General features: G+C 70.8%; 24 protein-coding genes. 8 read left to right on the top strand and 16 right to left on the bottom strand.

The features are described from left to right. Positions 1 to 8: 8 nt before the first annotated feature. Positions 9 to 1,361, bottom strand: a complete 1,353-nt coding sequence (locus SACXIDRAFT_RS19300; RefSeq protein ID WP_006240361.1) for an MFS transporter — start codon at positions 1,359 to 1,361, stop codon at positions 9 to 11. Positions 1,362 to 1,455: 94 nt separating this feature from the next. On the opposite strand from SACXIDRAFT_RS19300, the gene SACXIDRAFT_RS19295 reads away from it, so the two are divergent. Continuing rightward, positions 1,456 to 1,767, top strand: a complete 312-nt coding sequence (locus SACXIDRAFT_RS19295) for an ArsR/SmtB family transcription factor (protein ID WP_006240360.1) — start codon at positions 1,456 to 1,458, stop codon at positions 1,765 to 1,767. 3 nt (positions 1,768 to 1,770) lie between these two features. Here SACXIDRAFT_RS19295 and SACXIDRAFT_RS19290 read toward each other — a convergent pair whose 3' ends face one another. The 6 genes from SACXIDRAFT_RS19290 to SACXIDRAFT_RS19265 all read right to left on the bottom strand — a co-directional run bounded on the left by SACXIDRAFT_RS19290 (position 1,771) and on the right by SACXIDRAFT_RS19265 (position 9,852). Then, positions 1,771 to 3,162: a DUF4389 domain-containing protein gene (locus tag SACXIDRAFT_RS19290; protein WP_006240359.1), complete on the bottom strand. Its 1,392-nt coding sequence runs from the start codon at positions 3,160 to 3,162 to the stop codon at positions 1,771 to 1,773. After that, the gene (locus tag SACXIDRAFT_RS19285) at positions 3,159 to 4,289 is read right to left on the bottom strand and encodes an acetate/propionate family kinase (RefSeq protein ID WP_006240358.1); all 1,131 of its coding nucleotides are present in this window, start codon (positions 4,287 to 4,289) and stop codon (positions 3,159 to 3,161) included. The genes SACXIDRAFT_RS19290 and SACXIDRAFT_RS19285 overlap by 4 nt, the downstream gene beginning before the upstream one ends. Next, positions 4,289 to 6,637, bottom strand: coding sequence for a phosphoketolase family protein (locus tag SACXIDRAFT_RS19280; RefSeq protein WP_408640393.1), 2,349 nt, complete (start codon positions 6,635 to 6,637; stop codon positions 4,289 to 4,291). The genes SACXIDRAFT_RS19285 and SACXIDRAFT_RS19280 overlap by 1 nt, the downstream gene beginning before the upstream one ends. Before the next feature lie 149 nt (positions 6,638 to 6,786). Next, positions 6,787 to 7,206, bottom strand: a complete 420-nt coding sequence (locus SACXIDRAFT_RS19275; protein WP_006240356.1) for an OsmC family protein — start codon at positions 7,204 to 7,206, stop codon at positions 6,787 to 6,789. 29 nt (positions 7,207 to 7,235) lie between these two features. After that, a complete protein-coding gene (locus tag SACXIDRAFT_RS19270) occupies positions 7,236 to 8,978 on the bottom strand; it encodes a pyruvate dehydrogenase (RefSeq protein WP_006240355.1) in 1,743 nt (580 codons plus the stop codon). A 163-nt stretch (positions 8,979 to 9,141) separates the two neighbouring features. After that, entirely contained in the window at positions 9,142 to 9,852 is a 711-nt protein-coding gene (locus SACXIDRAFT_RS19265; protein ID WP_040922283.1) for an MBL fold metallo-hydrolase, read from the bottom strand. A 171-nt stretch (positions 9,853 to 10,023) separates the two neighbouring features. On the opposite strand from SACXIDRAFT_RS19265, the gene dprE2 reads away from it, so the two are divergent. Then, positions 10,024 to 10,767, top strand: a complete 744-nt coding sequence (gene dprE2, locus SACXIDRAFT_RS19260; protein WP_006240353.1) for a decaprenylphospho-beta-D-erythro-pentofuranosid-2-ulose 2-reductase — start codon at positions 10,024 to 10,026, stop codon at positions 10,765 to 10,767. Between the two features lie 16 nt (positions 10,768 to 10,783). Here the strand turns inward: dprE2 and SACXIDRAFT_RS19255 are convergent, their stop codons facing one another. Next, entirely contained in the window at positions 10,784 to 11,770 is a 987-nt protein-coding gene (locus SACXIDRAFT_RS19255; protein ID WP_006240352.1) for an Acg family FMN-binding oxidoreductase, read from the bottom strand. Positions 11,771 to 11,938: 168 nt separating this feature from the next. On the opposite strand from SACXIDRAFT_RS19255, the gene SACXIDRAFT_RS19250 reads away from it, so the two are divergent. After that, positions 11,939 to 12,595 carry a response regulator gene (locus SACXIDRAFT_RS19250; protein ID WP_006240351.1) on the top strand — a complete coding sequence of 219 codons (657 nt, stop codon included), beginning with the start codon at positions 11,939 to 11,941 and terminating at the stop codon, positions 12,593 to 12,595. On the opposite strand, the gene SACXIDRAFT_RS19245 is transcribed toward SACXIDRAFT_RS19250, so the two are convergent. Genes SACXIDRAFT_RS19245 through SACXIDRAFT_RS19235 form a run of 3 tightly spaced genes read right to left on the bottom strand, consistent with a single transcriptional unit; the run spans position 12,592 to position 16,168 of the window. Beyond that, on the bottom strand, positions 12,592 to 14,331 hold the full coding sequence (locus SACXIDRAFT_RS19245) for a sensor histidine kinase (protein WP_040922797.1): 1,740 nt from the start codon (positions 14,329 to 14,331) through the stop codon (positions 12,592 to 12,594). The two genes, SACXIDRAFT_RS19250 and SACXIDRAFT_RS19245, sit on opposite strands and share 4 nt — an antisense overlap. Before the next feature lie 56 nt (positions 14,332 to 14,387). Next, entirely contained in the window at positions 14,388 to 15,158 is a 771-nt protein-coding gene (locus SACXIDRAFT_RS19240; RefSeq protein ID WP_006240349.1) for a hypothetical protein, read from the bottom strand. Next, on the bottom strand, positions 15,155 to 16,168 hold the full coding sequence (locus SACXIDRAFT_RS19235) for an Acg family FMN-binding oxidoreductase (protein WP_006240348.1): 1,014 nt from the start codon (positions 16,166 to 16,168) through the stop codon (positions 15,155 to 15,157). The genes SACXIDRAFT_RS19240 and SACXIDRAFT_RS19235 overlap by 4 nt, the downstream gene beginning before the upstream one ends. A gap of 135 nt (positions 16,169 to 16,303) precedes the next feature. Between SACXIDRAFT_RS19235 and SACXIDRAFT_RS19230 the strand changes: the two genes are divergently transcribed. Continuing rightward, positions 16,304 to 16,753: a universal stress protein gene (locus SACXIDRAFT_RS19230; RefSeq protein ID WP_006240347.1), complete on the top strand. Its 450-nt coding sequence runs from the start codon at positions 16,304 to 16,306 to the stop codon at positions 16,751 to 16,753. Positions 16,754 to 16,771: 18 nt separating this feature from the next. Here the strand turns inward: SACXIDRAFT_RS19230 and SACXIDRAFT_RS19225 are convergent, their stop codons facing one another. From SACXIDRAFT_RS19225 to SACXIDRAFT_RS19215, 3 genes are read right to left on the bottom strand one after another with little or no spacing between them, the layout of a single operon-like run. Further along, positions 16,772 to 17,383: a CBS domain-containing protein gene (locus SACXIDRAFT_RS19225; protein ID WP_006240346.1), complete on the bottom strand. Its 612-nt coding sequence runs from the start codon at positions 17,381 to 17,383 to the stop codon at positions 16,772 to 16,774. Next, a complete protein-coding gene (locus SACXIDRAFT_RS19220) occupies positions 17,383 to 18,261 on the bottom strand; it encodes a universal stress protein (RefSeq protein ID WP_040922282.1) in 879 nt (292 codons plus the stop codon). The genes SACXIDRAFT_RS19225 and SACXIDRAFT_RS19220 overlap by 1 nt, the downstream gene beginning before the upstream one ends. Continuing rightward, positions 18,258 to 19,187, bottom strand: a complete 930-nt coding sequence (locus SACXIDRAFT_RS19215; RefSeq protein ID WP_006240343.1) for a universal stress protein — start codon at positions 19,185 to 19,187, stop codon at positions 18,258 to 18,260. Before SACXIDRAFT_RS19215 ends, SACXIDRAFT_RS19220 begins: the two co-directional genes overlap by 4 nt. A 195-nt stretch (positions 19,188 to 19,382) precedes the next feature. On the opposite strand from SACXIDRAFT_RS19215, the gene SACXIDRAFT_RS19210 reads away from it, so the two are divergent. The 3 genes from SACXIDRAFT_RS19210 to SACXIDRAFT_RS19200 all read left to right on the top strand — a co-directional run bounded on the left by SACXIDRAFT_RS19210 (position 19,383) and on the right by SACXIDRAFT_RS19200 (position 22,173). Further along, entirely contained in the window at positions 19,383 to 20,441 is a 1,059-nt protein-coding gene (locus tag SACXIDRAFT_RS19210) for a type I glyceraldehyde-3-phosphate dehydrogenase (protein WP_006240342.1), read from the top strand. Positions 20,442 to 20,470: 29 nt separating this feature from the next. After that, positions 20,471 to 21,169, top strand: a complete 699-nt coding sequence (locus SACXIDRAFT_RS19205; RefSeq protein ID WP_232285337.1) for a site-2 protease family protein — start codon at positions 20,471 to 20,473, stop codon at positions 21,167 to 21,169. A 98-nt stretch (positions 21,170 to 21,267) separates the two neighbouring features. Continuing rightward, the gene (locus SACXIDRAFT_RS19200) at positions 21,268 to 22,173 is read left to right on the top strand and encodes a universal stress protein (RefSeq protein ID WP_006240338.1); all 906 of its coding nucleotides are present in this window, start codon (positions 21,268 to 21,270) and stop codon (positions 22,171 to 22,173) included. Positions 22,174 to 22,211: 38 nt separating this feature from the next. Here the strand turns inward: SACXIDRAFT_RS19200 and SACXIDRAFT_RS19195 are convergent, their stop codons facing one another. Both SACXIDRAFT_RS19195 and SACXIDRAFT_RS19190 read right to left on the bottom strand, forming a co-directional pair. Then, positions 22,212 to 23,198, bottom strand: a complete 987-nt coding sequence (locus tag SACXIDRAFT_RS19195) for a DUF3048 domain-containing protein (protein WP_006240337.1) — start codon at positions 23,196 to 23,198, stop codon at positions 22,212 to 22,214. 6 nt (positions 23,199 to 23,204) lie between these two features. Then, positions 23,205 to 24,299: a zinc-binding alcohol dehydrogenase family protein gene (locus SACXIDRAFT_RS19190; protein ID WP_006240336.1), complete on the bottom strand. Its 1,095-nt coding sequence runs from the start codon at positions 24,297 to 24,299 to the stop codon at positions 23,205 to 23,207. A gap of 165 nt (positions 24,300 to 24,464) precedes the next feature. Here SACXIDRAFT_RS19190 and SACXIDRAFT_RS19185 point away from each other — a divergent pair, with 165 nt between their 5' ends. Further along, positions 24,465 to 24,890 carry an Hsp20/alpha crystallin family protein gene (locus SACXIDRAFT_RS19185; protein ID WP_006240335.1) on the top strand — a complete coding sequence of 142 codons (426 nt, stop codon included), beginning with the start codon at positions 24,465 to 24,467 and terminating at the stop codon, positions 24,888 to 24,890. Positions 24,891 to 24,927: the final 37 nt, after the last annotated feature.

Here is a 24,927-nt window from a genome sequence, read left to right as displayed (position 1 = left end):
TCCGGCGGCTACGAACTGGCTTGCGGAGCCGGTTCGCGGCGGCGGAGGAGCAGAGTGATCACCAGCGCGAGGCAGGCCACGGTGATCGCGATGGCCAGCACCACGGTGTGGAACGCCGTCGCGTAGCTACCGGAGTGTCCCTGCGCACCGGCAGCGACCTCGCCTGCCAACGTCGGATCGGCGATCCGCGTCGCGACGACGGCCGCGAGCGCGGCGGCGTACCCGGCGACGGCGAGGGCTTCGCTCCCGATGCGGGCGAGGTTCAGCAGGCCGGCCGCCGTGCCAACCCGGTCGGCCGGGATCGACGCCAGCGCCTCGTCGTCCACGAGGCCGATGGGGAGCCCGAAGCCGAATCCCGCCGCGATCATCCAGCCGATGAGGTGCACCGGCTCGGTGTCGGAAGACAGCCCCGACAGCCCGAGACTCGCGACGACGAGGCAGCCGAGGCTGACGAGGATCACCGCACGGGACGTGAGCCTCGTGCGGACCATGAGCTGCCCGACGGCCAGCGGGGCGACGAGCACGGGCACCGTCATGGCGAGCATGAGCAGGCCCGCACTCGCGGTGTCGAGGCCGAGGACGGCGGAGAAGGCGTTGGGCAGGTACGTCAACAGGGTGACGAAGCCGATCGCGCCCGCGACGGGCACCAGCGTCATCGCCAGGAACGTCCGGTGCCGCAGCAGTGACAGATCGAGCAGGCGACGGCCCGGCATCGGGGTGATTGTGACCTTGGGGACGGCGAGGGACAGTGCCACGGCGACGAGCAGTGCCAGGGCCTGCGCGAAGAACACACCGCGCCAGTCCGCCCACGACACGAGGAAACCGGAGATACTCGGCCCGAGCGCCAGCCCGAGTCCGTTCACGGTGCCGAACAGGGCGAACGCACGGCGCCGCGCGGGTCCTGTGTAGAGGGAGGACAGCAGCGACGACGCGCCCGTCAGCACTGCGGCGGCACCGACACCGGCGACCACGCGGGCGATGTCGAGAAGCACGAGGCTCGGGCTCAGCGCGCTGGCCAGCGAGCCAGCCAGTGCCACAGCCACGCCGAGCCGGAACGCGGCCCGGTGTCCCATGCGGTCGGCCGCGACACCCCAGATGACGGTGCACACCGCGAACGCGAGGTTGAAGCCGTTCACCACGCCCTGGAGCGGCACGGGGTCGGAGCCGAGTTCACCGGCGATGTCCGGCAGCGCGATCGCCGTCCCCGCGATCGACAGCGGGATGACGAGCTGGGCCAGGAGTATCGAGGGCAATGTCAACGTCGCCGGTCGTGCCTGGCTTGCCTGTCCCTGCGGCCCCGGCGGCTCTGCCGGTGGTCCTGCCTCGCCTGCCGCGCGAAGGGCAGCCTGATCGGTTTCCATGTTCACGGAACTCCCAAAGGTACGAATTTCGTCGTACCTAATCCTGGAGATCACTCAGGTACGATGCAAGGCGTACCTGATTCCGGGAGGTGAGATGCCGGACACAGAAGGCCATCCGGACGTCGCCGAGATGACATTGCAGGCAGTGCTGGGCGCGCTCGCCGACCCCTTACGCCGCAAGGTGATCCGTGACCTCGTCAACGACCAGCCCTGGGCGGAGCGAACCTGCGTCAGCTTCGAGTTGGGCGTCTCGAAGTCCACCCTGACGCACCACTTCCGCGTGCTGCGGGAGTCCGGGCTGGTCTACCAGGTGAATCGCGGCAACAGTCGCAAGGTCACGTTGCGGCGGCACGACATCGAGTCGCGATTCCCCGGCCTGCTGGCGCTCATCGCCGAGGAGGCATGAGCCTCACCCCGACGCGCGGCGGGCGGCGACGCCGATCAACAGCGCGGCGAGTCCAATGAGCACGGCTCCCGAGGCGAGCGCCACACCGGCCACCCACGGCAGCGCTGGCACGGTGGCACCCACCTCGGCACGCACGCTCACGCCGGGTTCGCGATCCTGATCGACGACGACGAACACCCGGTCGCCGTCCGACACGGTGGTCTCGACCGTGCGCGTTCCCTCCCCCGCCGAGGACTCCAACCAGATGTCCGCCGATTCCGGTGGCGCAGGCGGGCCGCCGGGCCGCACGACCTCGGTGACGACCCGCTCTCCGGTGACGTCGCGCACGACCGCGTGTCCCGTACCCCGCAGGTACCGGGCGGCGTCGCCCGCCGACGTCACGCCGAGGAACACACTGCTCCCCGGTTCGGTGGGCGTGACCCTGACCCGCACGTCGCCGAGCCCGGAGCCGACCCACCCTCCGATACCGCTGTCCAACCTCACCGGCTCGGTGCTCAACGCGTAACTCCCTGTCGTAAGGGTGGAGGCGGTGGTCAGGTACCCGTCGGTGTCGCGTTCGGCCCGATCTGCCCAGAGCGCCACACCACCGGCGGCGAGCAGGCCAAGGGCGGCGAAGGCCACCAGCGCTCCCACGATCACAGACACGACCCGGCCCCCGGTCCAGCCTCCGGGACGGCCGGGCCCGCCGGAGCCGGCCCCCGTCCTCGGCGTGTCCGGCAGCTCCGCTCCGGGCTCGCCGCCTCCCATGTCCAGACGGAACGGCGGATACCGGTCGGTCAGCAGACCGACGTAGGCGCCGACGCGGATCACCCAGCGGTCCATGCCGAGGACGAAGTTGTACACCGGTTTCGGGTAGTCGCCGGTGAACAGCAGCACCACCGCCGCGATGAGCACCAGGACACCGATGAGCCCTCCCCAGGTCCACGTGGGACCGTCCTGATCCGGCCACCACACCACGCCCATGCCGCCACCGGCGAACAGTCCCACCACGAGGTAGTGCGGCAGTGCCAGCAGCCACTTGACGAGAACGAGCCCACGGGAGAGACGCTCGGGATAGTCGATCTCCAGCCGCGCGGGGTAATCGGGCACGTCGGCCAGCGTGAACGGTGGATAGCGGTCGGTACCGAGCGCCGAGTAAGCGTAGTACTGGACCCGCCACGTCCACCGCAGCACCCCGACGTTGAAGTCGAACAGCCCGCGAGGGTAGCGAGCGGTCACCAGGATCGCCACGAACGCCACCACGGTGAGTACCACGAAGGCGATCCACAGCAGAGCCAGCACGAGCAGGTGCGGGAGGACGAGCAGCCACTTCACCAGCCACAGCCAGCGCGACAGTGGAGTGTCGAGCCGCCCCAGCACCCGCACCGGATGGGATTCGGTAATCCTCTCGGTCATGGATCGGCCTTCCTGCCGTGTCGGAACACCAGAGGCCCGGCACCCGCGAGCCCGGTGAGAACCTCCTCGCACAGCCGCGCGAGTTCCTTCTCCTCCCGGCACGCCACCAGCACGGCCGGGGTCGAGGACTCCTCGCTGATCAGCCGGTCGCCGGTGCCCCGGTTGCGTGCGGCGTCGATCCGGACGCCGAGCAGGGTGTCGCCGAAGAGTTCGGCTCTCAGCTCCGGCTGGTGCTCCGCCACCCCGCCGGTCAGCACGACCGCGTCAGGCTTCCCCACCGACACCGCCTGCGCCGCGATCTCCCTGCGGAGCAGGTGCAGGTACACGTCGAGAGCCAGCCTCGCATCGGGGTCGCCCTTCGCCCTGAGAGCGAGGACGTCGCGCACATCGCCGCCGGTTCCCGACAATCCGGCGAGACCGGAGTCGTGGTTCAGCGCGTGTTCCACATCGGACGCGGTGAAGCCGTGCTCGCGCTGGAGGTACAGCGGAATGCCGGGGTCGATCGACCCGCACCGGGTCGCCATCGCCACACCGTCGAGCGGGGTGAAGCCCATGGAGGTGTCGGCGCTGCGCCCGCCCACGACGGCCGTCACCGACGCTCCCGCGCCGAGATGACAGCACACCAGCCGCAGTCGCCGGACGGGCTCGCCGAGCACCTCGGCCGCGGCGCGGGTGGCGTGCGCGAGCGAGAGCCCGTGAAAGCCGTACCGGCGGATGCCGTACCGGTCCCGCCACGACCGAGGCAGAGGGTAGGTGGCCGCCTGATCGGGCAGGCCCACGTGGAAGGCCGTGTCGAAACAGCCCACCACCGGCATCCGCCCCGGTAGGTCGAGGGCCTGCCGCGCCAGGGAAAGCGACCGTGGCTGATGCAGCGGTGCCAGTGGCACCTGGCCGCGCAGGTCGGCGAGTACGCCCTCGTCCAGCACCGTGGGCGCCGCCCGGTTCGCGCCGTGCACGATCCTGACCGACACCGCGTCCACGGACGGCTGGGCCGCCGCGAACTCCTCCAGCTCGCGCCGGGTCACCCCGTCCCACTCCGCGATGTGCTCGTCGGCCGTCACCACACCGCCGTCCACGAGCGAGAGTTTCAGACTCGACGATCCGGGGTTGACGGTGAGGACCCGCATCACGAACCCCACGTCCAGTTCCGGACCTCGGGAAGGTCCTCGCCGGTGCGCCGGATGTAGTCGTGGTGCCGATCAAGGTGGTCGAGCAACCGCTGCCGCAGCGTCCCGAGCCGCCCCGCGACCCGGGGAATCCGTTCCAGCGCGGCCAGCGCGAGGTGGAACCGGTCGATCGAGTTCTGCACGCACATGTCGAACGGCGTCGTGGTGCCGCCATTCTCCGAGAATCCGCGCACGTGCACGTGGTCGTGGTTGGGCCGGTTGTAGGTCAGTTCGTGGATCAACCACGGGTAGCCGTGAAAGGCGAAGATCACGGGCACGTCGGCGGTGAACACCGAGGTGTAGTCGCGATCGGACACCCCGTGCGGGTGCCGCGTCGGCGCGGGAAGGCGCGTCAGGTCAACCACGTTCACGACCCGGATGCGCAGGTCCGGCACGAGTCCGAGGAGGACCTCGACAGCCGCGAGGGTCTCCTGGGTCGGCACGTCGCCCGCGCACGCGAGGACGACGTCGGTGGCTCCGTCCTGGTCGGTGCTCGCCCATTCCCACAGCCCGAACCCCCGCTCGCAATGCGCCCGTGCGGCGTCCGCGTCGAGATACTGCGGTTCCCACTGCTTGCCCGCCACGATCACGTTCACCAGCCCCTTCGACCGCAGGCAGTGGTCGGTGACGTGCAGCAGGCAGTTCGCGTCGGGAGGCAGGTAGACCCTGGCGACCTCGGCGCGCTTGCTGAGAATGTGGTCGATGAACCCTGGGTCCTGGTGCGAGGCACCGTTGTGGTCCTGACGCCACACATGCGACGTGATCAGGTAGTTCAGGCTCGGAACAGCACGGCGCCACGGCATCGCCGCCGCCGTGTGCAGCCACTTCGCGTGCTGGGCGACCATCGAGTCCACCAGGTGCGCGAACGCCTCGTAGGTCGAGAACACGCCGTGCCCTCCGGTCAGGAGGTAACCCTCCAGCCACCCCTGGCACAGATGTTCCGACAGCACCTCGAAGACCCGGCCGTTCTCCCGGAGGTGGTCGTCGCCGGGGTGGGTGGGCAACCGCCAGCGCCGTCCTGTGACCTCGAAGACCGCGTCGAGCCGGTTGGAGGCGTGCTCGTCGGGCGAGAACAGCAGCAGGTTGCGCCTGCCCGCGTTCAGCCGCATCGCATCGCGCAGATAACGCCCCAGCACCCTGGTCGATTCGGCGCCGCGCACCCCCGGAGTGGGAACGTCCACCGCATGCGCGGGCACCGACGGCAGCCGCAGCTCCCGCTGCACCAGGCCGTGCGCGAGGGGATTGGCACTCATGCGCAGCCCCGCATCGGGATTCTGTTCCGCCACCACGGCAGCCGGCGCGCCACGTCGATCGAACAACTCCTCCGGCCGGTAGGACCGCAACCACCTCTCCAGCTGGAGCAGCTGCCGCGCGTCGTGCCGGGCGGCGGGCAGCGGCACCTGGTGAGAGCGCCAGTTGCCCTCGACAGGCTCACCGTCACGCCACTCGGGCCCCGTCCAACCCTTCGGCGTGCGCAGCAGAACCACGGGCCGTCGTCCCCGCGCCATCAGGGCGAAACACTCGTCGAGCGCCGCCGCGTACGCCTCGTGCACGGCCAGCGGGTCCGTGCCCTCGACCTCGATCGGCTCCCAGCCGAAACCCCGCACCAGCGACCGGAGTTCGTCGCGAGGCAGCCTCGACAGCACGGTCGGATTGGCGATCTTGTACCCGTTGAGGTGCAGGATCGGCAGCACCGCGCCGTCCTCGTCCGGGTTCAGGAAAACGGGCGCCTGCCAGCTCGCCGCGAGCGGACCGGTCTCGGCCTCACCGTCACCGATCACGCACGCCACCACGAGACCGGGCTTGTCGAGGGCGGCGCCGGTGGCATGGGCCAGTGCGTATCCCAGCTCCCCGCCCTCGTGGATCGACCCGGGCAGGTGTGGTGAGGCGTGGCTCGGTACCCCGCCGGGGAAGGAGAACTGCCGGAACAGCAGCCGCATGCCCTCCTCGTCCAGCGCCACGTCGGGATGGCACTCCGAGTAGGTGCCCTCCAGCCACGCCGCGGCGTTGAGCGCCGCCGCCCCATGTCCCGGCCCCACGACGAGGAGAACGTTCGCCGAGGTCCGCCGGATCACGCGGTTGAGGTGGGCGTAGGTGAGGGTCAGCCCCGGCACCGTCCCCCAGTGACCCAGCAGGCGCGGCTTGATGTGCTCCGCCGCGAGCGGCTCGCGCAGCAGAGGGTTGTCGAGCAGAAAGATCTGCCCCGCCGCGAGGTAGTTCGCGGCCCGCCACCAGGCGTCGAGCCCGGCGAGTTCACCCGAGCCGGGGCGGCCCTCCCGCCCGGCCTCGGCCACCGGCGCGTCTCCGATCGCGACCACACTTCAACGTTGCCGCCATACCGCGCCCGCAAACGGCACGTGGTCCCCCACAGCGGGGCCGTAGGTCCCGGCCTCGCCAGACCTCAACGGCGCCGTCCTGCCATCGATGCCGGTTGGTCGGGAGTCTGACCAGCCTCGCCCTACTCGATGACCATGCGCACGGGCGTTCCCCGCTCGACGGTGCGGCTGACCGTGCAGAGCCTGTCGTGGGACAACGCGACCGTCCGGGCCAGGATCGTGCGGGCCACATCGCCCTGCTCGCCGCCGGGGAAACGCACCGTGAACGTGACGGTGAGGTTCTCCATCCGGTTGCCCGACTCCCTGTCGGAGACCTTGTCCCCGCTCACGGTCACGGCGAACTCGTCGGGTTCGATGTGCCTGCTGGTGGCCATGTCGGTGTCGATCGCGGTGCAACCACCGATCGCCGCGAGCAGCAACTCCACCGGGCTGAACTCGTCGTCGCCGTTGCCGAACCGGATGCTGCCGCCCCGCCCGTTGTGCGCGACGTAGCGTCCCTCGGACTCTCGCTCGACACGCACGGACCTGTGAGATGTCGTCATGGCCTCGAACCTACCGCCGAACCGATCTCTCAGGGTCTCGGGATGTTGCGGAGATTCGACCGCGCGAGCTGGATCATGCGACCGACGCCGCCCTGCAACACCATCTTGCTGGCCGCCAGAGCGAACCCGGTGAGTTGCTGACCGGTGATGCGCGGCGGGATCGACAGCGCGTTCGGGTCGGTGACGACGTCGAGCAGCGCGGGACCGCTGTGGTCGAGCACGTCCCGCAGCGCCTGCCGGACCTCCTTCGGGTCCTCGACCCGCACCCCGTGAGCCCCCGCCGCACGCGCGATCGCCGCGTAGTCGGTGTCGGGGTACGTGGTGGCGTGCGGCGGCATCCCCGCGACCAGCATTTCGAGATCCACCATGCTCAGCGACGAGTTGTTGAACAACACCACCTTCACTGGGAGTCCGTAGTGGACGATGGTGAGGAAATCACCCATGAGCATGGAGAACCCGCCGTCGCCAGCCATGGCGATCACCTGCCGCTCGGTGTCGGGCAACTGCGCGCCGATGGCCTGCGGCATGGCGTTCGCCATCGAACCGTGCGTGTACGAGCCGATCATGCGGCGCACCCCGTTGGGGCTGAGGTAACGCGCGGCCCACACGTTGCACATTCCCGTATCGACGGTGAAAACGGCGTCGTCCGACGCCTCGTCGTCCAGAACGGACGCCACGTACTCCGGGTGGATCGGGATGTGCCGTTCCACGTCAGTGGTGTAGGCCGACACGACGTTCTCCAGCACGCCGGCGTGCTTGCGCAGCATGCGATCGAGGAAGCGCCGGTCGGTCTTGCGGGTGACCCTCGGAGTCAGCGACCGCAGCGTCTCACGGACGTCACCGCACACCCCGTGGTCGAGGCGCGAGCGCCTGCCCAGCGCCTCGGGGCGCGTGTCAACCTGGGCGATCCGCACGTCGTCCGGCAGGAACGGCCGGTAGGGGAAATCGGTGCCCAGCAGGATCAGCAGGTCGCATTCGTGCATGGCCTCGTACGCCGCGCCGTAGCCGAGCAGACCCGACATGCCCACGTCGAACGGGTTGTCGTACTGGATCCACTCCTTGCCCCTCAGCGCGTGTCCCACCGGCGCGAGCACCTTCTCCGCGAAGGCCATCACCTCGTCGTGCGCGTCGGCGACACCACGGCCGCAGAACAACGTCACGCGCTGCGCCTCGTCCACCAGTTCGGCGAGACGATCCACCTCCGCCTCGCCGGGCCGCACCGTTGGCGCGCCGGTGGCGAGCGCCAGCTCGGTACGCCCGCGCGGCACGTCCATCCCGGCGACGTCACCGGGAATGACCAGCACCGAGACCCCCGACCTGCCGATCGCTGTCTGAATGGCGATCTGCGCGACCTGCGGCATCTGCTCCGGCGTCGAGACCATCTCCGAGTAGTGGCTGCACTCCTCGAACAGCCGGTCGGGGTGGGTCTCCTGGAAGTAGGACGTCCCGATGTCCTCGCTGGGAATGTGCGCGGCGATCGCCAGCACCGGCGCGGAGCTGCGGTGCGCGTCGAAAAGCCCGTTGATCAGATGGAGGTTGCCCGGTCCACAACTCCCTGCGCACGCGGTCAGCCTGCCAGTGATCTGAGCCTCCGCGCCCGCCGCGAACGCGGCCACCTCCTCGTGCCGCACCTGCACCCACTCGATGCCGGGACTCCGCCGCACGGCGTCGGTGACCGGGTTGAGACTGTCGCCCACGACACCGTACAGGCGCCGCACCCCAGCCCGCACCAGCATGTCCACGACCTGCTCGGCCACCGTCTGGCTGGCCATGGGCACTCCCTTCGCAGCCGACGCGCCTTGCGCGCACCCCGCCGGGAAGTAGCCCTTCCGCGCGACGACGAAACGCACGCGGCCACGCCCGTGCCCGGCTCAGCCACGTGGAGAAGGGTGGTCTGGCCCGAACGTGATCGTCGGCCACGCCCGTGCGCGCGGCTCAGCCGCCGAAGAGCGTGCGCCACTCCTCCAGCGAGCGGGGCCGGAAGACGACGTTGTCGCGGCGCACGTTGGACAGCGAAGCCGAAGGCTCCGCCGAGTACCAGTGACCCGGGTAGACGACGGGGTCGCCGGGAAGGTTCGCCAGCCACCGCAGGCTGCGGTACATCGCATCGACGTCACCACCGGGAAGGTCGGTGCGGCCGCAGCCGTCGAGGAACAGCGTGTCGCCTGCCACGAGAGCGCCGTCGAGCAGGAAGCACTGGCTGCCCGGCGTGTGCCCCGGTGTGTGCAGCAGGCGGATGGCGATGGAGCCCACGTCGAGGCGGTCGTCGTGGTCGTGGGCGACCAGGTCGGTCTTCGACACACCCGTGGTGCGGTGCACCCATTCCAGTTCGGCGGCCGCGACATGCACTGGTACCTGCACGCGGGACAGCAACTCGGCCACCCCGGGAAGGGAGAACCCCAGGAGGTCGCCGCCGACGTGGTCGGGGTGGTGGTGCGTCGCGAGCACGCCGACGAGCCGCATGTCGTCGTCCTCCAGCACGCCGAGCAGGTCGTCGATCGCGTAAGCGGGGTCCACCACCACCGCCTCGCGGGTGTCGCGGTCGCCGATCAGGTACGTGAAGTTGCGCATCTGAGTGGCCACGGGGTCGCCGACGGCGAAATCCCGCCCGGACAGCAGCTGCCGGAAGTACAAGCGCTCGGACATGCACCGCATGGTATCCCGCGACCGTGTCCGCACCCTGTGCACAGGTATAGGCAAACTGTGTACCCGAGTTCCACAGCCTGCGGCCACGATGAACGAAGCACCCACACACGTACTCGAAGTGCGGACACACGTGCAGGAAGTGCGGACACGGCTTACGGCAGACTGGGCCGCATGAGCGGGACAGTGGTGGTGCTGGGAGGACGCAGTGAGATCGGGCTGGCCGTGGCCGTCCGGCTGGCCAGGCAAGGCGCGCGGGCGTTCGTCCTTGCCGCACGGCGCAGCGGGGACCTCGACGCCGAGGAACACGCGCTGCGAACCGCCGGGGCCGAGACGGTGGCCCGCGTGGAGTTCGATGCCGACGACCTCGCCTCGCACGAGCGAGTACTCGGCGAGATCGTCGCCGCACACGGTCCCGTGGACGTGGTGGTGACGGCGTTCGGCATCCTCGGCGACCAGGCGCTGGCCGAGCGCGACGCCGCACACGCCGTGTCCATCGTGCACACCGACTACACCGCCCACGTCAGCGTGCTCACCCACGCCGCCAACCTCCTGCGCGAGCAGGGCCACGGCACGCTCGTCGTGTTCTCCTCCGTGGCCGGCGTACGGGTGCGAAGGGCCAACTACGTCTACGGCTCGGCGAAGGCCGGGCTCGACGGGTTCGCCTCGGGGCTCGCCGACGCCCTGCACGGCAGCGGAGTCCGCCTGCTGCTGGTGCGGCCGGGATTCGTCGTCGGCCGGATGACCGACGGTATGACCCCCGCGCCGTTCTCCAGCACGCCGGAGCAGGTGGCCGACGCGACGGTGGCGGCGCTGCGGGCAGGCAGGCACACCGTGTGGGTTCCCTCCGTGCTGCGGCCCGTGTTCGCCGTGATGCGCCTGCTGCCCCGCCCGATCTGGCGGCGGTTGCCCCGCTGAACCCGGCTTCAGACCCTCAGTCGCGGGGCGCGAGCAGCTCGTCCTCCCGGCGGCGCGGGCTCTGCGGCACCGTCCCCGACGGCCTTCCGACACGCATGAGCACCTGAGGATGGCCCTCCAGCGACAACCGTTGCCCAAAACGGCGACGAGCTTCCGAAAGATGCATCGGGTGGGTCTGCACGGCCGCCACGAAGCCGCGTTCCACGGCGGCGAGCCACACCCGCTGCATGGCCCTTCCGGTGCGCACGTGCGCGTCCCTGCCGTCGCCCTCGGTGGCGAACAGCAGCACGGTCTCCTCCGCGAGCCGCTGCGCCAGCGTCCGCCGGTCGGGCAACGCGGTCTGCGAACGGACCAGCCCCGACCACGGCAGCGGCGACGGCGGTAAGGCGCTTCCGGCCACACCAGCGCCATGCGGGTGCGAGCGCTCGTCCCTGATCGTCCACATCGCGAGTTCCCTCTGGTACCCGGTGTCCTGCTTCAACACGGTCGCCGCGTGCTCCAGCAGCTCTGCGAGAGCGTCGAGCTGCTCGGCACTCCCGAGCCGCTCGACGCGCACACCCTCCTCACCCTCCAGTGCCGCGACCAGCCCCGCCACGTCATCGCCGGTCAGTGCCGGGCCGGAGAACGCCCTGCGATAGCTGCGCCGTCGGGCGATCGCGGAATACCGGCGCAGATCCGCCTCCCCCGGCCGCTGTGTGCCCTCGACCGTCAGCCGCGCGACGAGATCGCCTTGTTGACCATCCGGCAGCAACCGCACACGGTGCCGCAGCGACAGCACGCGGGCGGCGAGTTCGAGGTTCGCCACGGCGGCGCCGCACGAGATGGCGCGGTCCCTCCCGTGCGGGTCATGGTGGGGCAGCGACAGGTCGGCGCGTTCGAACAGCAGCACTTCACCGGCAGGCAGTTCGAGCCGCCACGGTTGGATGTTGTGCACCGAGGGTGAGCGAACCACCGCCTTGGCGAGCACGTCGGTGTCCGCGGCCGACCACTCGCGCTTCGTCATGGACCCAGGGTTCCCACTCGGCATGCCGCGCTCACCTGCCGAACAGCCCCGGCCGCCAGGTCGAACGGCCTGTGACAGGCGGCTTCCCTCCCTCAGTGCCCCCAACGTCGCCGGTGAGTGGGGTGTCCATGCACTGCGGCGGCGTCGGCGGCGTTTTACGCTGCCGGGATGACCATCAGCGTCTTTCTCGTCGATGACCACGAGATCGTGCGCCGCGGCCTCGCCGATCTGCTGGAGAGCGAACCGGACATGCGGATCGCCGGTGAGGCGGCGTCGGCCGGCGAGGCGCTCACGCGGATTCCGGGCGCCGACGCCGACGTCGCCGTGCTCGACGTGCGGCTGCCCGACGGCAACGGCGTCGAGCTGTGCCGCGAACTTCTGTCTACAGTGGATGGTCTTCGCTGCCTGATGCTGACCTCGTACCACGACGACGAGGCGCTCTTCAACGCGATCATGGCCGGGGCTTCGGGGTTCGTGCTCAAGCAGGTACTCGGGTCGGACCTGGTCTCGGCGGTCCGCACGGTGGGCTCGGGCGGGTCGTTGCTGGACAGCAAGACCACCTCGGCGCTGATGAACCGCATCCGGAGAGAGCGGGCGGACGCCGATCCGGTCGCCGAGTTGTCGGAGCAGGAACGCGCGGTGTTCGAGTTGATCGGGGAGGGCCTGACCAACCGCGAGATCGCCGCACGCCTCTTCCTCGCGGAGAAGACCGTGAAGAACTACGTCTCGCGCCTGCTGGGCAAGCTCGGCATGCGACGCCGGACGCAGGCCGCCGTCCTCGCCACCGAACTTCGCAAGCAGACCCGCCAGCCGAAGCAGCGTTAGAGCGGGACCCGCCACAACACGAGCGCCCCGCCCTGAGGCACGTTGCGGACCACGAGTTCCCCACCACACTGGCGCGCCCTCTTGTCCAGGTTGTCCAGACCACTTCGCTGAACGCCGGGAGGTACTCCTCCACCGTTGTCGGCCACCTCGATCGAGAAGGCCCGCTCCGACACCTCGACCACGATGCGGATCGCGTCACCGCCCGAGTGGCGCACCGCGTTGCTCAGCGCCTCCCTCAACACGGCTTCGGCGTGCTCGGCGACCTGAAGCGGGACGAACGTATCGACCGCTCCCGACAGTTTCATGGTGGGCGTCATGTCGGTCTGCGTGGTGAGCTGCTCCACGATGTCGAGCAGCCTCCTGCGCAGCCCAGCATCCTCCTCGGATTCGGCCGTGTGCAGGTCGAAGATCGAGGTACGGATCTCCCTGACCGTGTTGTCGAGCTGCTCGACCGCTTGCTCCACGCGCCGCCGCGCACGCATGTCGTCGATGCGGCGCAGCGTGCCCTGAAGACTCATACCGGTGGCGAACAACCGCTGGATCACGTGATCGTGCAGGTCCTGGGCTATCCGGTCACGTTCGGCGAGGAGATCGAGCAACCGCTGCCCGCGTTGCTTGTCCGCGAATTCGAGCGCGACGGCCGCCTGCCCGGACAGTGACGTGAGCATCGGCAGATGCTCACGGGAGAAGGCGGTCGCCCCTTTCCGCCTCGCGGCGATCAGCACCCCGCCCGTGCCAGCGGCCCCCACGAGCGGCAGCACGGCGCCCGGTCCCAGCCCTGTCGGCGTCCCGTCCGTCTCCTCCGGCAGCGCGGCGGAGAGGTCGCCGAGCAGTCGCGGGTTCCCCTCGCGAAGGACCTCGGCGACCGGCGAGGCGCCGCGAACACCCACCGTGAGATCGCCGAGCACGCCGCTGTGCTGTCCCGAGGCAACGCCGGTCGAGACGGTGTCCGAGGTGTCGTCGGTGGCCAGCAGGATGAAGGCGTCGTCGGCGTCGGCCAGCTCGCACACTCGCCGTACGACGAGTTCGAGCGTCTCCTCGACCGACGCGCCGCCGAGCAGTTCCCCGTTGATCTCCGCGACCGCGCCGAGCCACCGTGCGCGCAGGCGCGACTGTTCGAAGAGGCGCGCGTTGTCCACGGCGACCCCCGCCGCTGCGGCGAGCGTCTGCAACACGATCTCGTCGTCCGAGGTGAACTCGGCTCCGCCCCGTTTCTCCGTGAGGTAGAGGTTGCCGAACACCTCATCGCGCACCCGCACCGGAACGCCGAGGAAACTGCGCATCGGCGGATGGTGCTCCGGGAACCCGGCCGACGCGGGGTGCCGCGACAGGTCCGCGAGCCGCACCGGTCTCGGATCATCGATCAGCAGCCCGAGCAGGCCCTTCCCCTGCGGCAGATGCGGCAGCTTCGCCCTGGTCTCCTCGGGCATCCCGACGTGCACGAACTCGGCGAGCCCTCCGTCCTCGTCGAGCACACCCAGTGCTCCGTAGCTCGCGTCCACGAGTTCGGTCGCCGCCTGCACGATGCGTTGCAGCGTGGAGTCCAGTTCGAGCCCCGACGCGACCGCGACCACCGCGTCGAGCAGCCCTTGGAGGCGGTCGCGGGTTCTGACGATCTCGCCGATGCGGTCCTGAACCTCGTGCAGCAGCTCGTCGAGGCGCAGTCCGGTGAGCGCGCGGGTTCCGGGACGAGTGTCGTCGGTGCGCCGTCCGTTCGCAGGCTCCTCCACCGCTATCGGCCTCTCCGGTCGGGGCTGTCCTCGACCGTCCGTATTCCCTGGACAGGCCGGGTTCAAGCCCCTGGAGAGGTCGGTGGCCGACCGAGTACGAGCAGCGACTGCGGGCTACCGTCCACCCCGGCGTGGCGGACCATGCGCTGGCGGAACTCCCGCATCTCGAACGGCTCGACCACGGGGTGTGCGGTGAGGCCGAAGGCGGTGGCCGACAGCCAGCCGCGCTGGAGCGCCGAGCCAGCGACGAGCTGTCCCCGCCTGCCATCGGTGGCGGTCACGACGAGCAAGCCCGGTTCGAGGCCCCGTTTGCGGTGCGCGGCGACGACAGCGGGGACGGGGACGACCTTGGCCTCGGCTGTCGCCGACGACCGCACGATCGCGTCGCACACGGCGGGGTCCAGCTCGCCGGGATCACTCGGGTCGAGCGTCGTGTGATGCCTGCGCTGCTCGAACACCGAACGGAACTGACCGACGTCGGTCGCCGAAGGGCGGTGGCGCCGGTTCGCCACCACGGTGGCCACGAGTTCGGCGTGGTCGGGGTCCCCGAAGAGAACGGTCTCGGGCGTCCAGCCGAGGACCCGCATCGCGCAGGTCACCACCGCCAGCGCGCAACCGCACGCGATGACGCCGTTGCGGTTGGCCCCCGCGTGCGCTCGCAGCGGGACAGGCAGATTCTCCGCGATCTCGACCCGGTTGCCGTGGACCCGCAGGAGCCACGGCTCGGCGAGACCGCAGCGGTGGGCGTGTGTCGCGGCGCGGGAGAGCACACCCTTCTCCTGCTCGGACCACGTGTGGCCCGCGAGCGAGAGAACGGATGGCCCTGCCGTCACGACCCGCGTTCCTCCGATGGTGAGACGAGCACGTCCGCGAGGCCGCGCCGTGGTGTCGGGGTGCCGGGATGTCCGTAGCCGAGACGCAGCGCCACCTGCGGGTGGTAGACCCCGCCGAGGAGCGTGCGCAACTCCGCGCGGGTCTGGGCGACCTCGATCGGCTGCGCCAGGAACGAAGCCTGAAGACCTGACGCGGTGGCCGTGAGCAGCATCCGTTGCAGTGCCTGACCTGCTCGCACCGCGTCGCGACGCGTGTCCGTCGGAGTGGTCAGAACGGCGATGAGCGGCTGGCGTTCGAACTCACGCGCGGCCTTGCCTGCCCCCTCGCCGAATTCCCGCAACGCCAGCACGGACTCGTCCACGCCCCTCGGCCCGCCCGCCGACACCGGCACTCCGTCGGGCCGTTCGCCGTGGTGGCTCCACGCCGCGAGTTCGGCGGCGAAGGCTGGGTCCTCGCGCTGCACGTGCTCTGCCCTGCGCAGCAGAGCCGCGAACGTGTCGAAGGACGCCGGGTCGGTGAGCAGGGCCAGCCGGGCGCCTTCCTCCGTGGCCGCACGGGTGAGCGCGTGGCGCACGGTGGCCGTCACGGGGGCGTCCGTGAACGGCCTCCGGTTGCTGTGCCGCGCGTCGATCGTCTCCGCGAGCCGGATCTCGTCGGAGGAGGGTTGCCTTCCCGACCCGATCCGCAGGGTGGCGATCAGCTCGGGCCGCGTCCGGTCCGGCAGCACCGACACCGCACACGACCGGCCACGACGCGCCAGAGTGACTCGGATGTTGAACACGGCCGCGCCGCACGCCAGCACGGCCTCCCTGCCATCGGGATCGCAGACGGCCAGCACGCGGCTCTCGTCGAGCAGGACGTCGATCTCGCCGTCGCGGGTGTCGAAGAGCCAGGGCTGTGTGTTGTGCGGCGACGGCGCCTGCGTGCCCGCCCTCAACGCCTCCGCGACGTCGTCGCCGAGCGCACCGGGCACCGGGGTGGTGCCGGTGTTCGTCTCGGTGTCGGACATGGCTCCAGTGTCGTGGCCGGTGGCCTGCTCTGACAGCGGCGCTCGTCCCGGACGGGCAGAGTCTTTGGTCCCTGGCCCAGGCTCGTGGGACCTCCGGCCCTTCACCGCTGCCCCCGCTCTGGCGACGCTGACCACATGACCGGTGAGGTCCCGGCCGACGGTGTGATCGTGGTCGGCATCGACGGCTCTCCAGCGTCGCGGCAGGCACTGCGGTGGGCGTGTTTCCAAGCAGAGATCACGAACGGGAGCGTACTCGCGATCTCGGTCAACTCCGAGCCCGGACTGCTGCCCGGCTCGGAGTTCGTGCTGCGCCGACGCGGCGCGTGGCGGGACGACGACGCCGTACGCAGCGCCCTGCACAGGGACGTCAGCATGGTCCCCACGTCGGCCCCCGTCCGCGAACTGGTGGTCACGGGTGAGCCCGCCGACGAGTTGCTGTCGGCGGCAGGCGACGCCGACCTGCTGGTGCTGGGGACACGCGGGCACAGGGCGCTCAGTACCATCCCGCTCGGCGGGGTGGCCACCGAGTGCATCCGCCGCGCGGTGTGCCCTGTCGTGCTCGTCCCCGCCTCCCCCGCGCGGTGAGACGGGGCAGGGCGGAGTTCAGTCCCCTCGCTCGTCGGCGCCGCGGTACCGCACCGTCGCGCGGACCACGCCGGGGACCGACTCGGCCAGCACCTCCGCGACGTGCCGGTCGGTGGCGTCGTCGTAGTCATCGGTGATCGTCACCGTGCCGCCGTGCACCTCGACGGTCCAGCGGTCGGGGCCACCGTAGATCATGAGGCGGCGGCGCACGTCCCTGGCGATGTCGGCGTCCTCCCGCGACAGCACCCGCACGACGTCGCTGCGGGTCACGATGCCGACCAGCTTGGTTCCCGCGAGCACGGGCATCGCCCTGTGGTGGCTCTCCAGCAACGTCGCCACCAGTTCGGCCACGTCAGCGCCCTGCTGAGCACACGCGGGCGAGTCCGACATCACCTCGCCCACCGTCGCCGGCGGCGCATCGGGTGCGGCGCCGGAGCGTCGGCGGGCGTCACGGGGCACCCTGCCTGCCAGCACGTCGGCCTCGGTGACGACGCCGACCACGCGATCGGCGTCGTCCACCACGGGTAGTGCCGTGAAGCCGTGCTCCGCCAGCAGCCTCGCAGCCCGCTTCACCGGGTCACCGGGAGCGACGGTGACCACCGGGCTGGTCATGATGTCCTTGGCGCGCACTACTCAGCAGGAGGACGGACGACGGCGACGGCACACGGCGCATGGGTGACCAGTGACTGACTGGTCGAACCGAGGAGCATGCCCTTGAAGCCCCCTCGTCCCCGGCTGCCCACCACCAGCAACCGGGCGCGCTCGGCGTAGTCCAGGAGGGTGCGCACAGGGCGCCCCCTCACCACGACGGTCTCGACGGCGACGTCCGGATAGCTCTCCCGCATCGGATCGACCTGCTCCTGCAACGCCGCGCGCTCGCCTTCCTCGATCTCCTCGGCGTCCACCTTCAGCGGGTAACGCGACACGGCCTCGTCGAGCAGGATTCCGCGCCAGGTCCGCACCACCGTGAGCGGCGCCTTGCGGCCCGCGGCCTCCTCGAACGCGAACCGCAACGCGGCCGTGCTGTGTTCCGACCCGTCAACGCCCACCACGATCGGCGCGTCGGACGGCAGCGGCTCCTGGGGACCCCTGACGACCACCACCGGCGACTTGCCGTGGCTCGCCAGCCCCACCGCGATCGACCCCACGATCATCCCGGTGAACCCGCCGAGCCCTCGCGAACCGAGTACGGTCAGCCGGGCCTTCCCCGACTCCTCCACCAGCGTTCCCAGCGGGTCGCCCTCGGTGAGCACGGTCTCCACGGTGACGCCGGGAGCGACGTTGGCGACCGCCTCCTTCGCCTCGTCGAGCCACTTGCTGCCCTGATCGCGCATGCCCTCGCGAAGCTGGGCGAAGGTGGCCGCGAACTCCGGGTATCCGTACATCGGGACCACGTAGGCGTGGACGAGTCGGAGGGTGTCATTCGAGCTGGCTGCTTCCTCGGCGGCCCAGCACGCGGCATTCACGGCGGACGGCGACCCGTCCACTCCCGCGACGATCACGCTCATGGTCCTGTCTTCTCCCGACGTCGGCTTCGGTTCTCCTCGGTCCGCGTCCTGGTCCGACCAGGCACCACCAGCAACGGACAGGGTGCGGACCGGGCCAGCGCGTGACTGGTCGAGCCTAGCAACCGGCCGCTCAGCTCGCCGTGTCCTGTGCTGCCGACCACGAGAAGTTGCGCGGTCTCGCCGTGCCGTGCCAGTGCGGCGGCAGGCTCCTCCTTCGCGAGCACCCGCTCCACCTCGACCTGCGGGTACCACTCCCGCATCCCCGCGAGACGTTCCGCGAGAGTCAGCGCCTCGGTTACGTCGCCTTCTCCCCACACCCCTCCGCCGCGGTGGTGGAGCAGACCACGCCTCTCGCCGGCCGCGTGAACGGCGACGAGTGGCGCCTCGCGCAGGGCCGCTTCCTCGTACGCGACGACGACGGCCTCCGCGCTCGCGGGCGAGCCGTCCACGCCGACGACGACCGCACCGTTCGCGGGTGGGAAGTCGGCCTCTCCCCGCCAGCGCACCACGGCGACAGGACAGGGAACGCGCCCCATCAGGTCGGCGGCCACGGAACCGAGACCGCCGTGCTGTCGTTCGTGTCCGCCGATGGCGACGCAGCAGGCGTGCTCGGCTCGCTCCGCCAGCACCGAGGACGCCGCGCCCACGACCAGTTCGGTACCGATGTCGGCCGGACCTCCGACGCGCTCCGCCACCGACCGCGCCCGGTCCAGCCACGTTCTGCCCTCGCCCTCCAGCTCGACGAAGTGATCGGGGCGCAATCCGATGCCCGTGCCGTACGGGGTGGGTGGGTTCATGGCGGCCACCAGCAGCAACGGCCTGCGCCGGCGCATCGCCGTGCGCGCGGCCCATGCGGTGGCCCGCAACGCCGGTGCCGCACCGTCCACACCCACCACGACGTTCGATCCCGCGCTCTCGCCGTTCATCGGACAGCTCCCTCCCGAGAGGCTCGCGCAGCTCCAGGGTGACGCGCGCGAGCCCGTTCCGGCAGGAGTCGAAAGCCCCTCAGTACCACGGAATCGGGTGTCTCTCCCCGCGGCGGCCGGGGTCGTTCGACTCTGCCGGCACAACGCCGTTCACGGCGACGATCGTGACGTGCCGGGCGAGACAAGGACCTCGACATGACCGTCGTGCTGGGCATCAACGGGTTCGGCCGCGTCGGAAGGACGCTGCTGCGCCGCGTGCTTTCCCTGGAAGGCACGGAGCAGGTCGAGGTGGTGGCCGTGAACGACCCCGCCGACGTGGATCTCCTTGCCGACCTGCTCACGTACGACTCGCCGTACGGGCGGCTGGAGCAGCCCGTACGCGTGCGGGGCAGAACCCTGTGCGCGGGGCCGCACCGGATCAGCGTGACCGGCGGCGAGCTCGTCGGCGACATCGACTGGCGGACCTCCGGCGCCGACGTCGTGGTGGAAACGGCGGAGACGGCGGTCCCGGCAGGAACGGCGCCGGGCGGGGACCCCGCCGCTCACCTCGCCTCCGGTGCCCGCAAGGTGGTCGTCGCCGCACCGTCCTCCTCGGCCGATGCCACCATCGCGGTCGGGATCAACGACGACGGCTACGACCCCGGCACACACCACGTCGTGTCGGCCGCCTCCGGTGTGGCGCACTGCGTCGCACCCATGCTGCTCGTGCTGCACCGCGCATTCGACGTCAGCGACGCGGTACTGACGACCGTTCACGGCCCCGCCGACATCCCATCGCCGACCGACCGGCACGGCACGGACCTGCGGCAGTCCCGCTCGGCGACCCTCGGCATCGTGCCCTCCACCATGCCTGCCACCGCGGAGACGCCTCGTTCCCTCAGCGCGCTGCTGGCCGGACTGGCCGGTCCGGCCGATCCGGCTCAGGTCACCGAGGCCGTGTCCGTGCGGGTTCCGGTGGAGAACGGCTCGCTGGCCGACCTCACCGCCCTGGTGCCCTCGCCCGTCACGGCGGGACAGGTCAACCGCGCGTTCGCCGTCGCCTCCGAGGGCAGGTTGCGCTCCCACCTGCGGTACAGCGAGGCACCACTGGTGTCGGGGGACGTGGTCGGGTCGTCCGCGTCCTGCGTGTTCGACGCCGGGCTCACCACCGTGTGCGCCGGTCTGGTCAAGGTGTTCGGCTGGTACGACAGCGAGTGGGGTTTCGCATGCCGTCTTCTGGACCTCGCCGAGTTCGTCGCACCGGAAGGCTCGTGATGACGTGGCCGGTGGGCAGCGTCGGTGGCGTGCGTGTCGAAGTGCACGCGAGCGCATTCGTGGCCGTCGTGGTCGCGACGTCGGTGCTGGCTCTCGGTCTGCTGCCTGTGACGGCGCAGGGACAGCCCGCCGTGCTCCACTGGTCGGCAGGGTTGGCCGTGGCACTCGCGTTCTTCGCCGCCGTCGTCGTGCACGAACTCGCGCACGCCGCCGCGGCAAGGCGGTACGGGATTGTGACCCACCGCATCGTGCTGTGGCTGCTGGGGGCGTCGGGCCAGTCCCGGCCCCCACCGCCTCACCCCCGAGCCGACGCGGTCATCGCCGTGGCGGGCCCAGCGGCCAGTGTCGCCATGGGATCGACGTGCTGGGCTGTCGCGCTCGCCGTCGAACCGCTGCTCGCTCCGGCGGCCATCGCGGCACTGTTGTGGCTGGGGCTGGCCAACCTGGCGTTCGCGGTGTTCACCCTGCTGCCGGGGGCGCCCCTCGACGGCGGGCGGCTCGTGCGGGCCGCCGTGTGGCGGTGGACCGGCGATCGTGACCACGCCGAGAACGTCGCGCGACGCTCCGGTCGTGTACTCGGTTCCGCACTCGTGGCGTGCGGTGCCGCCACGGTCATCCTTTTCGGACAGTTCGTCGGGCTTTGGCTCGCCGTCGCAGGCTGGGTGCTGCTCGGCACGAAGGCCGCCGTACCCGGCGAGACGGGCGAGACGGGCACTGTCACGCCGTAGGACCCGGCCCCGCACGGGACGTTGGTCCGTGGCGGACCGGTTCGCCGGAACCTACGCTCTAGGCACGTCAGGCGGCACGCCACACCCGAGGAGTCCGGATGACCTTTCCCTACAGCGACAGTTCACCGATCGTGGTCGGCGTCGATGACACGGAAGCCTCCATGAAGGCCGTCCGGTGGGCTGCGCTGACCGCGGCGAAACACCGGGTGCCGTTGCATCTGGTGCACGCGTCGGGGTTCACCGATCCCTACCTCATCGGTTTCACGGTGCCTCCGCCCGAGGCGTTCAAGGAGGAACTCAGGGAACGCAAGCGGCAGTCCTTGCGCACCGCGCAGGAGATCGCCGCGCAACTGGACGTTCCCTTCGTGGAGGCACGCTTCGAATCCGACGCGGCGATCCCGTTCCTGCTGCACGTCTCGCGCTCGGCGCGCATGGTGGTGCTCGGCTCGTCGGGCAGGACCGGCCTCGCGGGACTCATGGTCGGCTCCACCACGCTGGCGCTGGTCTCGCACGCCCACTGCCCTGTCGTCTCGGTCCGCCGCGACTACCCCGACGCCGTCGCCGACGACTCCCGCCCTGTCGTGGTCGGGGTGGACGGCAGCCCGCTGAGCGTCGAGGCGGTCGGTCACGCCTTCGCGGAGGCGTCGCTGCGGGGTGTTGACCTGATCGCTGTGCACACCTGGAGCGACACCAGCACCGCGCTGCTGGAGGAGCGGCGAATGTTCGAGGACTGGGAACCCATCCGGGAGTACGAGCAGCGGGTTCTCGCCGAGCGGCTCGCGGGCTGGCAGGAGCAGTTTCCGGACGTCCGCGTCGAGCGGGAGGTCGTGAAGGACCGCCCTCGCCACGAGTTGCTCGAACGCAGCAGGTCCGCGCAGCTTGTGGTGGTGGGCAGCAGGGGCAGGGGCGGGTTCCGGGGAATGCTGCTCGGCTCGACGAGTCAGGCACTCGTCCACCACGCCGAGTGCCCCGTCATGGTCGTCCGGCCTCGCGAACACTCATGAAACGACTGAAGGCGTCGCGTCAACCGCGCCGGCCCCGCTCAGCGCGGGAGCAGCACCACCCACACGGGACCGTCGGCCAGCGGTAACGGCTCTCCCGACGCGGTGGTGAACCGGGTCCCGTCACCCGCCGACGGCCGCGACCACGTGCCGTCGTAGCGTTTCCCCTCCCGCAGCACCGTTGCGTCCCCTGTGCCCACGCTGTGGACGACGGGTGACGGCGACCCGCTGGCGTCCCTCACCTGGGCGCCCTCGACGACCTCCACCCGCTGCACCACGACCGTCTCGGCCGAGGCCTGCCCGGCTCCGGCCGAGACGAGCGGTGACCCGTCGAGGGCCACCAGCCAGCGCCCCGACTCCTGTGACCACGTGAACCGGTACTCGCTGTTCGCGAAGGAGGCGACGTGGTCGGCCACCGGTGTGCCGTCTCGCGGCGCGTCCCCGCGCGGAAGGACCTGACCCGGCCCCGGCCCGCTGCCCTGAGGCACGAGAGCGGGGCGGACGTAGAGGTTGTGGGGCGCGGGCCTCGCCGGATCGCGGAAGAACGCCTCCGGCGCGTCCCGCTGCCGCACGAGCACGGCCGACGAACCGGCGAGCACGGGTTCGATCTCCGGTGCCGCACCGGAGAAGACGAGTGAGGGCCTTCCGTACTGGGCGAGCAGATCGACGTCGGACTCCCTCGCGCTGCGGACGGGACCGACGACGTCGGGCAGCCCCGACGAGTAGACCGCGGCCAGCCTGGTGAACCCGCCCTCCACCGGTTCGACGTAGACGACGTCGGCGCCGTCCAGCCCGGTCTGCGGACGCGCCGCCGCCACGTTGTCGATCTTCACGACGGTGACGGGGACGGGAGCCTGCGGCGGTGCGCCCGGTCCTGGCCGCGGCGCGGTCGCGGGAGGGCGAGCCTGGTCGCCGGTGCCGTCACCGGAGTCGCCGTCGGACACCAGCAACCACGTCACGACCCCCACCACGGCGCAGAGCAGCACGGCGAGCGCGACGAGCGGTCCCCTGCGCCATCTCACGGGCACGGCGGATCACTCCCTCCGGGAACGCAGGTCGGGCCGGAGCACGGCCGCGCCGACGACGCTGCCCGCGGCGAGGTCGGCGAGTGCGCAATCCGCCTCGTCCAGCGGGTACGGGGTCGTGGACACCCGCAGCCGGTGCCGTCCGGCGAACCGCAGGAACGCGCGCGCGTCGTCGCGTGTGTTGGCTGTGACACTGCGCAGCTGGCGTTCCTGGAACAGGTGGGTGCGGTAGTCCAGCGGCGGGATACCGGTCAGGTGGATACCCGCGACGGCCAAGGTGCCGCCCCGGTCGAGAGCCGCCAGCGCGGCGGGAACGAGCTCACCGGCAGGCGCGAACAGGATGGCCGCGTCGAGCGGTTCCGGTGGTGTACCGCTGGCCTCTTGCACCGAGTCCGCGCCGAGTTCGGTGGCGAGTTCGGCTGCCTTCACTCCTCTCGTCATCACGTGCACGCGCGCCCCCTCGGCCAGCGCCACCTGAGTCGTCAGGTGTGCGCTGCCACCGAATCCGTACACGCCGAGCCGCCCGCCCTCGGGCAGGGCGGCGCGGCGCAACGCGCGGTAGCCGATGATGCCCGCGCAGAGCAGCGGTGCGAGTTCGTCATCGGAGTACCCGGACGGCAGCGACAGCGCGTAGCCCGCAGGCACGGTGGCGTAGTCGGCGTAGCCGCCGTCGGCGTCCCAGCCCGTGTAGCGCGAATCGGGACACAGGTTCTCGGCACCCCGTGCGCAGTGACGGCACGTCCCGCACGTGTGCCGCAACCACGGCACACCCACCCGGTCTCCTGGCCTGAAACGCTCCCCGGTCGTGTTTCCCGTGAGACGTCCGGTTTCCGCGCCGGAACCCACCGCCGTGCTCATCTTGCCCACCATGTCCGTTTCGGCACCCGCTTCGACGACCTCGCCGACCACCTCGTGCCCCGGCACCACGGCAGGCCGGTGCACAGGGAGATCACCCTCCGCGACGTGCAGGTCGGTCCGGCAGACCCCGCAGGCCAGCACGCGCACGAGCAGCTCGTCCCCCGCCGGTCTCGGCACCGGCTCGTCGTGCTTGGTCAGCGGCCCCGACGTGATCGGTCCGGGCCGCGTCACGCGCCATGCCCGCACTGGCTGTCCCCTCGCTCGGCAGGATCGCCTCCCAGCGTCCTCGCGCGGGAGGGACGGCCGAAGGGACTTAGGTCCCTCGCCGCGACGTGCGGAGGGCTCTGCCGTCGCAGGCTCGCCTGCGCTGCGATGGGAGACAAGGACGAACCGACGCAGGAAGGTTGCCTCATGAGCCAGCCCGAACGGTCCCACAGCCGCCCGCTGATTCCCGACTTCCGCGACCTACTCGAGATGCTTCCCACCATGGGCGGTCTTCGCCCCGCGCTCGATCTGCACAGCATCCGCGTCGAGGACAGGGTCGAGGAGGACACCTACGTGCTGCGCGCCGAGCTACCGGGGATCGACGTGGACAACGACCTGACCATCACCGTCCACAACGGACTCCTGACGATCGAGGCGCAACGCGGCGAGGAGCAGGCGGAGGGCGGAAGGTCCGAGTTCCGCTACGGCTCGTTCGCCCGCACCGTGGCATTGCCGACCGGGGCCAAGGAGGACGCGATCGACGCCTCCTACGAAGGCGGCATCCTCACCGTCCGCGTCGAGCTCAGCAAACCGGAGGAGACCCGCAGACAGATCCCTGTCCGGCACGACTGACACCGTGCGTCCCGGTCGCCGAGGAGAAGGTTCAAGG

The organism is Saccharomonospora xinjiangensis XJ-54, assembly GCF_000258175.1.
Taxonomy (GTDB): Bacteria; Actinomycetota; Actinomycetes; order Mycobacteriales; family Pseudonocardiaceae; genus Saccharomonospora; species Saccharomonospora xinjiangensis.
The sequence above is the reverse complement of the archived record's forward strand: the minus strand, read 5'-3'. Positions and strand labels throughout refer to the sequence as shown.

What these genes read in the sequence shown, in the direction of transcription:
- SACXIDRAFT_RS19300 (WP_006240361.1), bottom strand. Translation starts at nt 1,361, where the DNA reads ATGGAAACCGATCAGGCTGCCCTTCGCGCGGCAGGCGAGGCAGGACCA.
- SACXIDRAFT_RS19275 (WP_006240356.1), bottom strand. Translation starts at nt 7,206, where the DNA reads ATGACGACATCTCACAGGTCCGTGCGTGTCGAGCGAGAGTCCGAGGGA.
- SACXIDRAFT_RS19255 (WP_006240352.1), bottom strand. Translation starts at nt 11,770, where the DNA reads ATGACGAAGCGCGAGTGGTCGGCCGCGGACACCGACGTGCTCGCCAAG.
- SACXIDRAFT_RS19220 (WP_040922282.1), bottom strand. Translation starts at nt 18,261, where the DNA reads ATGAGCGTGATCGTCGCGGGAGTGGACGGGTCGCCGTCCGCCGTGAAT.
- SACXIDRAFT_RS19265 (WP_040922283.1), bottom strand. Translation starts at nt 9,852, where the DNA reads ATGTCCGAGCGCTTGTACTTCCGGCAGCTGCTGTCCGGGCGGGATTTC.
- SACXIDRAFT_RS19250 (WP_006240351.1), top strand. Translation starts at nt 11,939, where the DNA reads ATGACCATCAGCGTCTTTCTCGTCGATGACCACGAGATCGTGCGCCGC.
- SACXIDRAFT_RS19295 (WP_006240360.1), top strand. Translation starts at nt 1,456, where the DNA reads ATGCCGGACACAGAAGGCCATCCGGACGTCGCCGAGATGACATTGCAG.
- SACXIDRAFT_RS19290 (WP_006240359.1), bottom strand. Translation starts at nt 3,162, where the DNA reads ATGACCGAGAGGATTACCGAATCCCATCCGGTGCGGGTGCTGGGGCGG.
- SACXIDRAFT_RS19215 (WP_006240343.1), bottom strand. Translation starts at nt 19,187, where the DNA reads ATGAACGGCGAGAGCGCGGGATCGAACGTCGTGGTGGGTGTGGACGGT.
- SACXIDRAFT_RS19185 (WP_006240335.1), top strand. Translation starts at nt 24,465, where the DNA reads ATGAGCCAGCCCGAACGGTCCCACAGCCGCCCGCTGATTCCCGACTTC.
- SACXIDRAFT_RS19210 (WP_006240342.1), top strand. Translation starts at nt 19,383, where the DNA reads ATGACCGTCGTGCTGGGCATCAACGGGTTCGGCCGCGTCGGAAGGACG.
- SACXIDRAFT_RS19235 (WP_006240348.1), bottom strand. Translation starts at nt 16,168, where the DNA reads ATGTCCGACACCGAGACGAACACCGGCACCACCCCGGTGCCCGGTGCG.
- SACXIDRAFT_RS19285 (WP_006240358.1), bottom strand. Translation starts at nt 4,289, where the DNA reads ATGCGGGTCCTCACCGTCAACCCCGGATCGTCGAGTCTGAAACTCTCG.
- SACXIDRAFT_RS19230 (WP_006240347.1), top strand. Translation starts at nt 16,304, where the DNA reads ATGACCGGTGAGGTCCCGGCCGACGGTGTGATCGTGGTCGGCATCGAC.
- SACXIDRAFT_RS19200 (WP_006240338.1), top strand. Translation starts at nt 21,268, where the DNA reads ATGACCTTTCCCTACAGCGACAGTTCACCGATCGTGGTCGGCGTCGAT.
- dprE2 (WP_006240353.1), top strand. Translation starts at nt 10,024, where the DNA reads ATGAGCGGGACAGTGGTGGTGCTGGGAGGACGCAGTGAGATCGGGCTG.
- SACXIDRAFT_RS19270 (WP_006240355.1), bottom strand. Translation starts at nt 8,978, where the DNA reads ATGGCCAGCCAGACGGTGGCCGAGCAGGTCGTGGACATGCTGGTGCGG.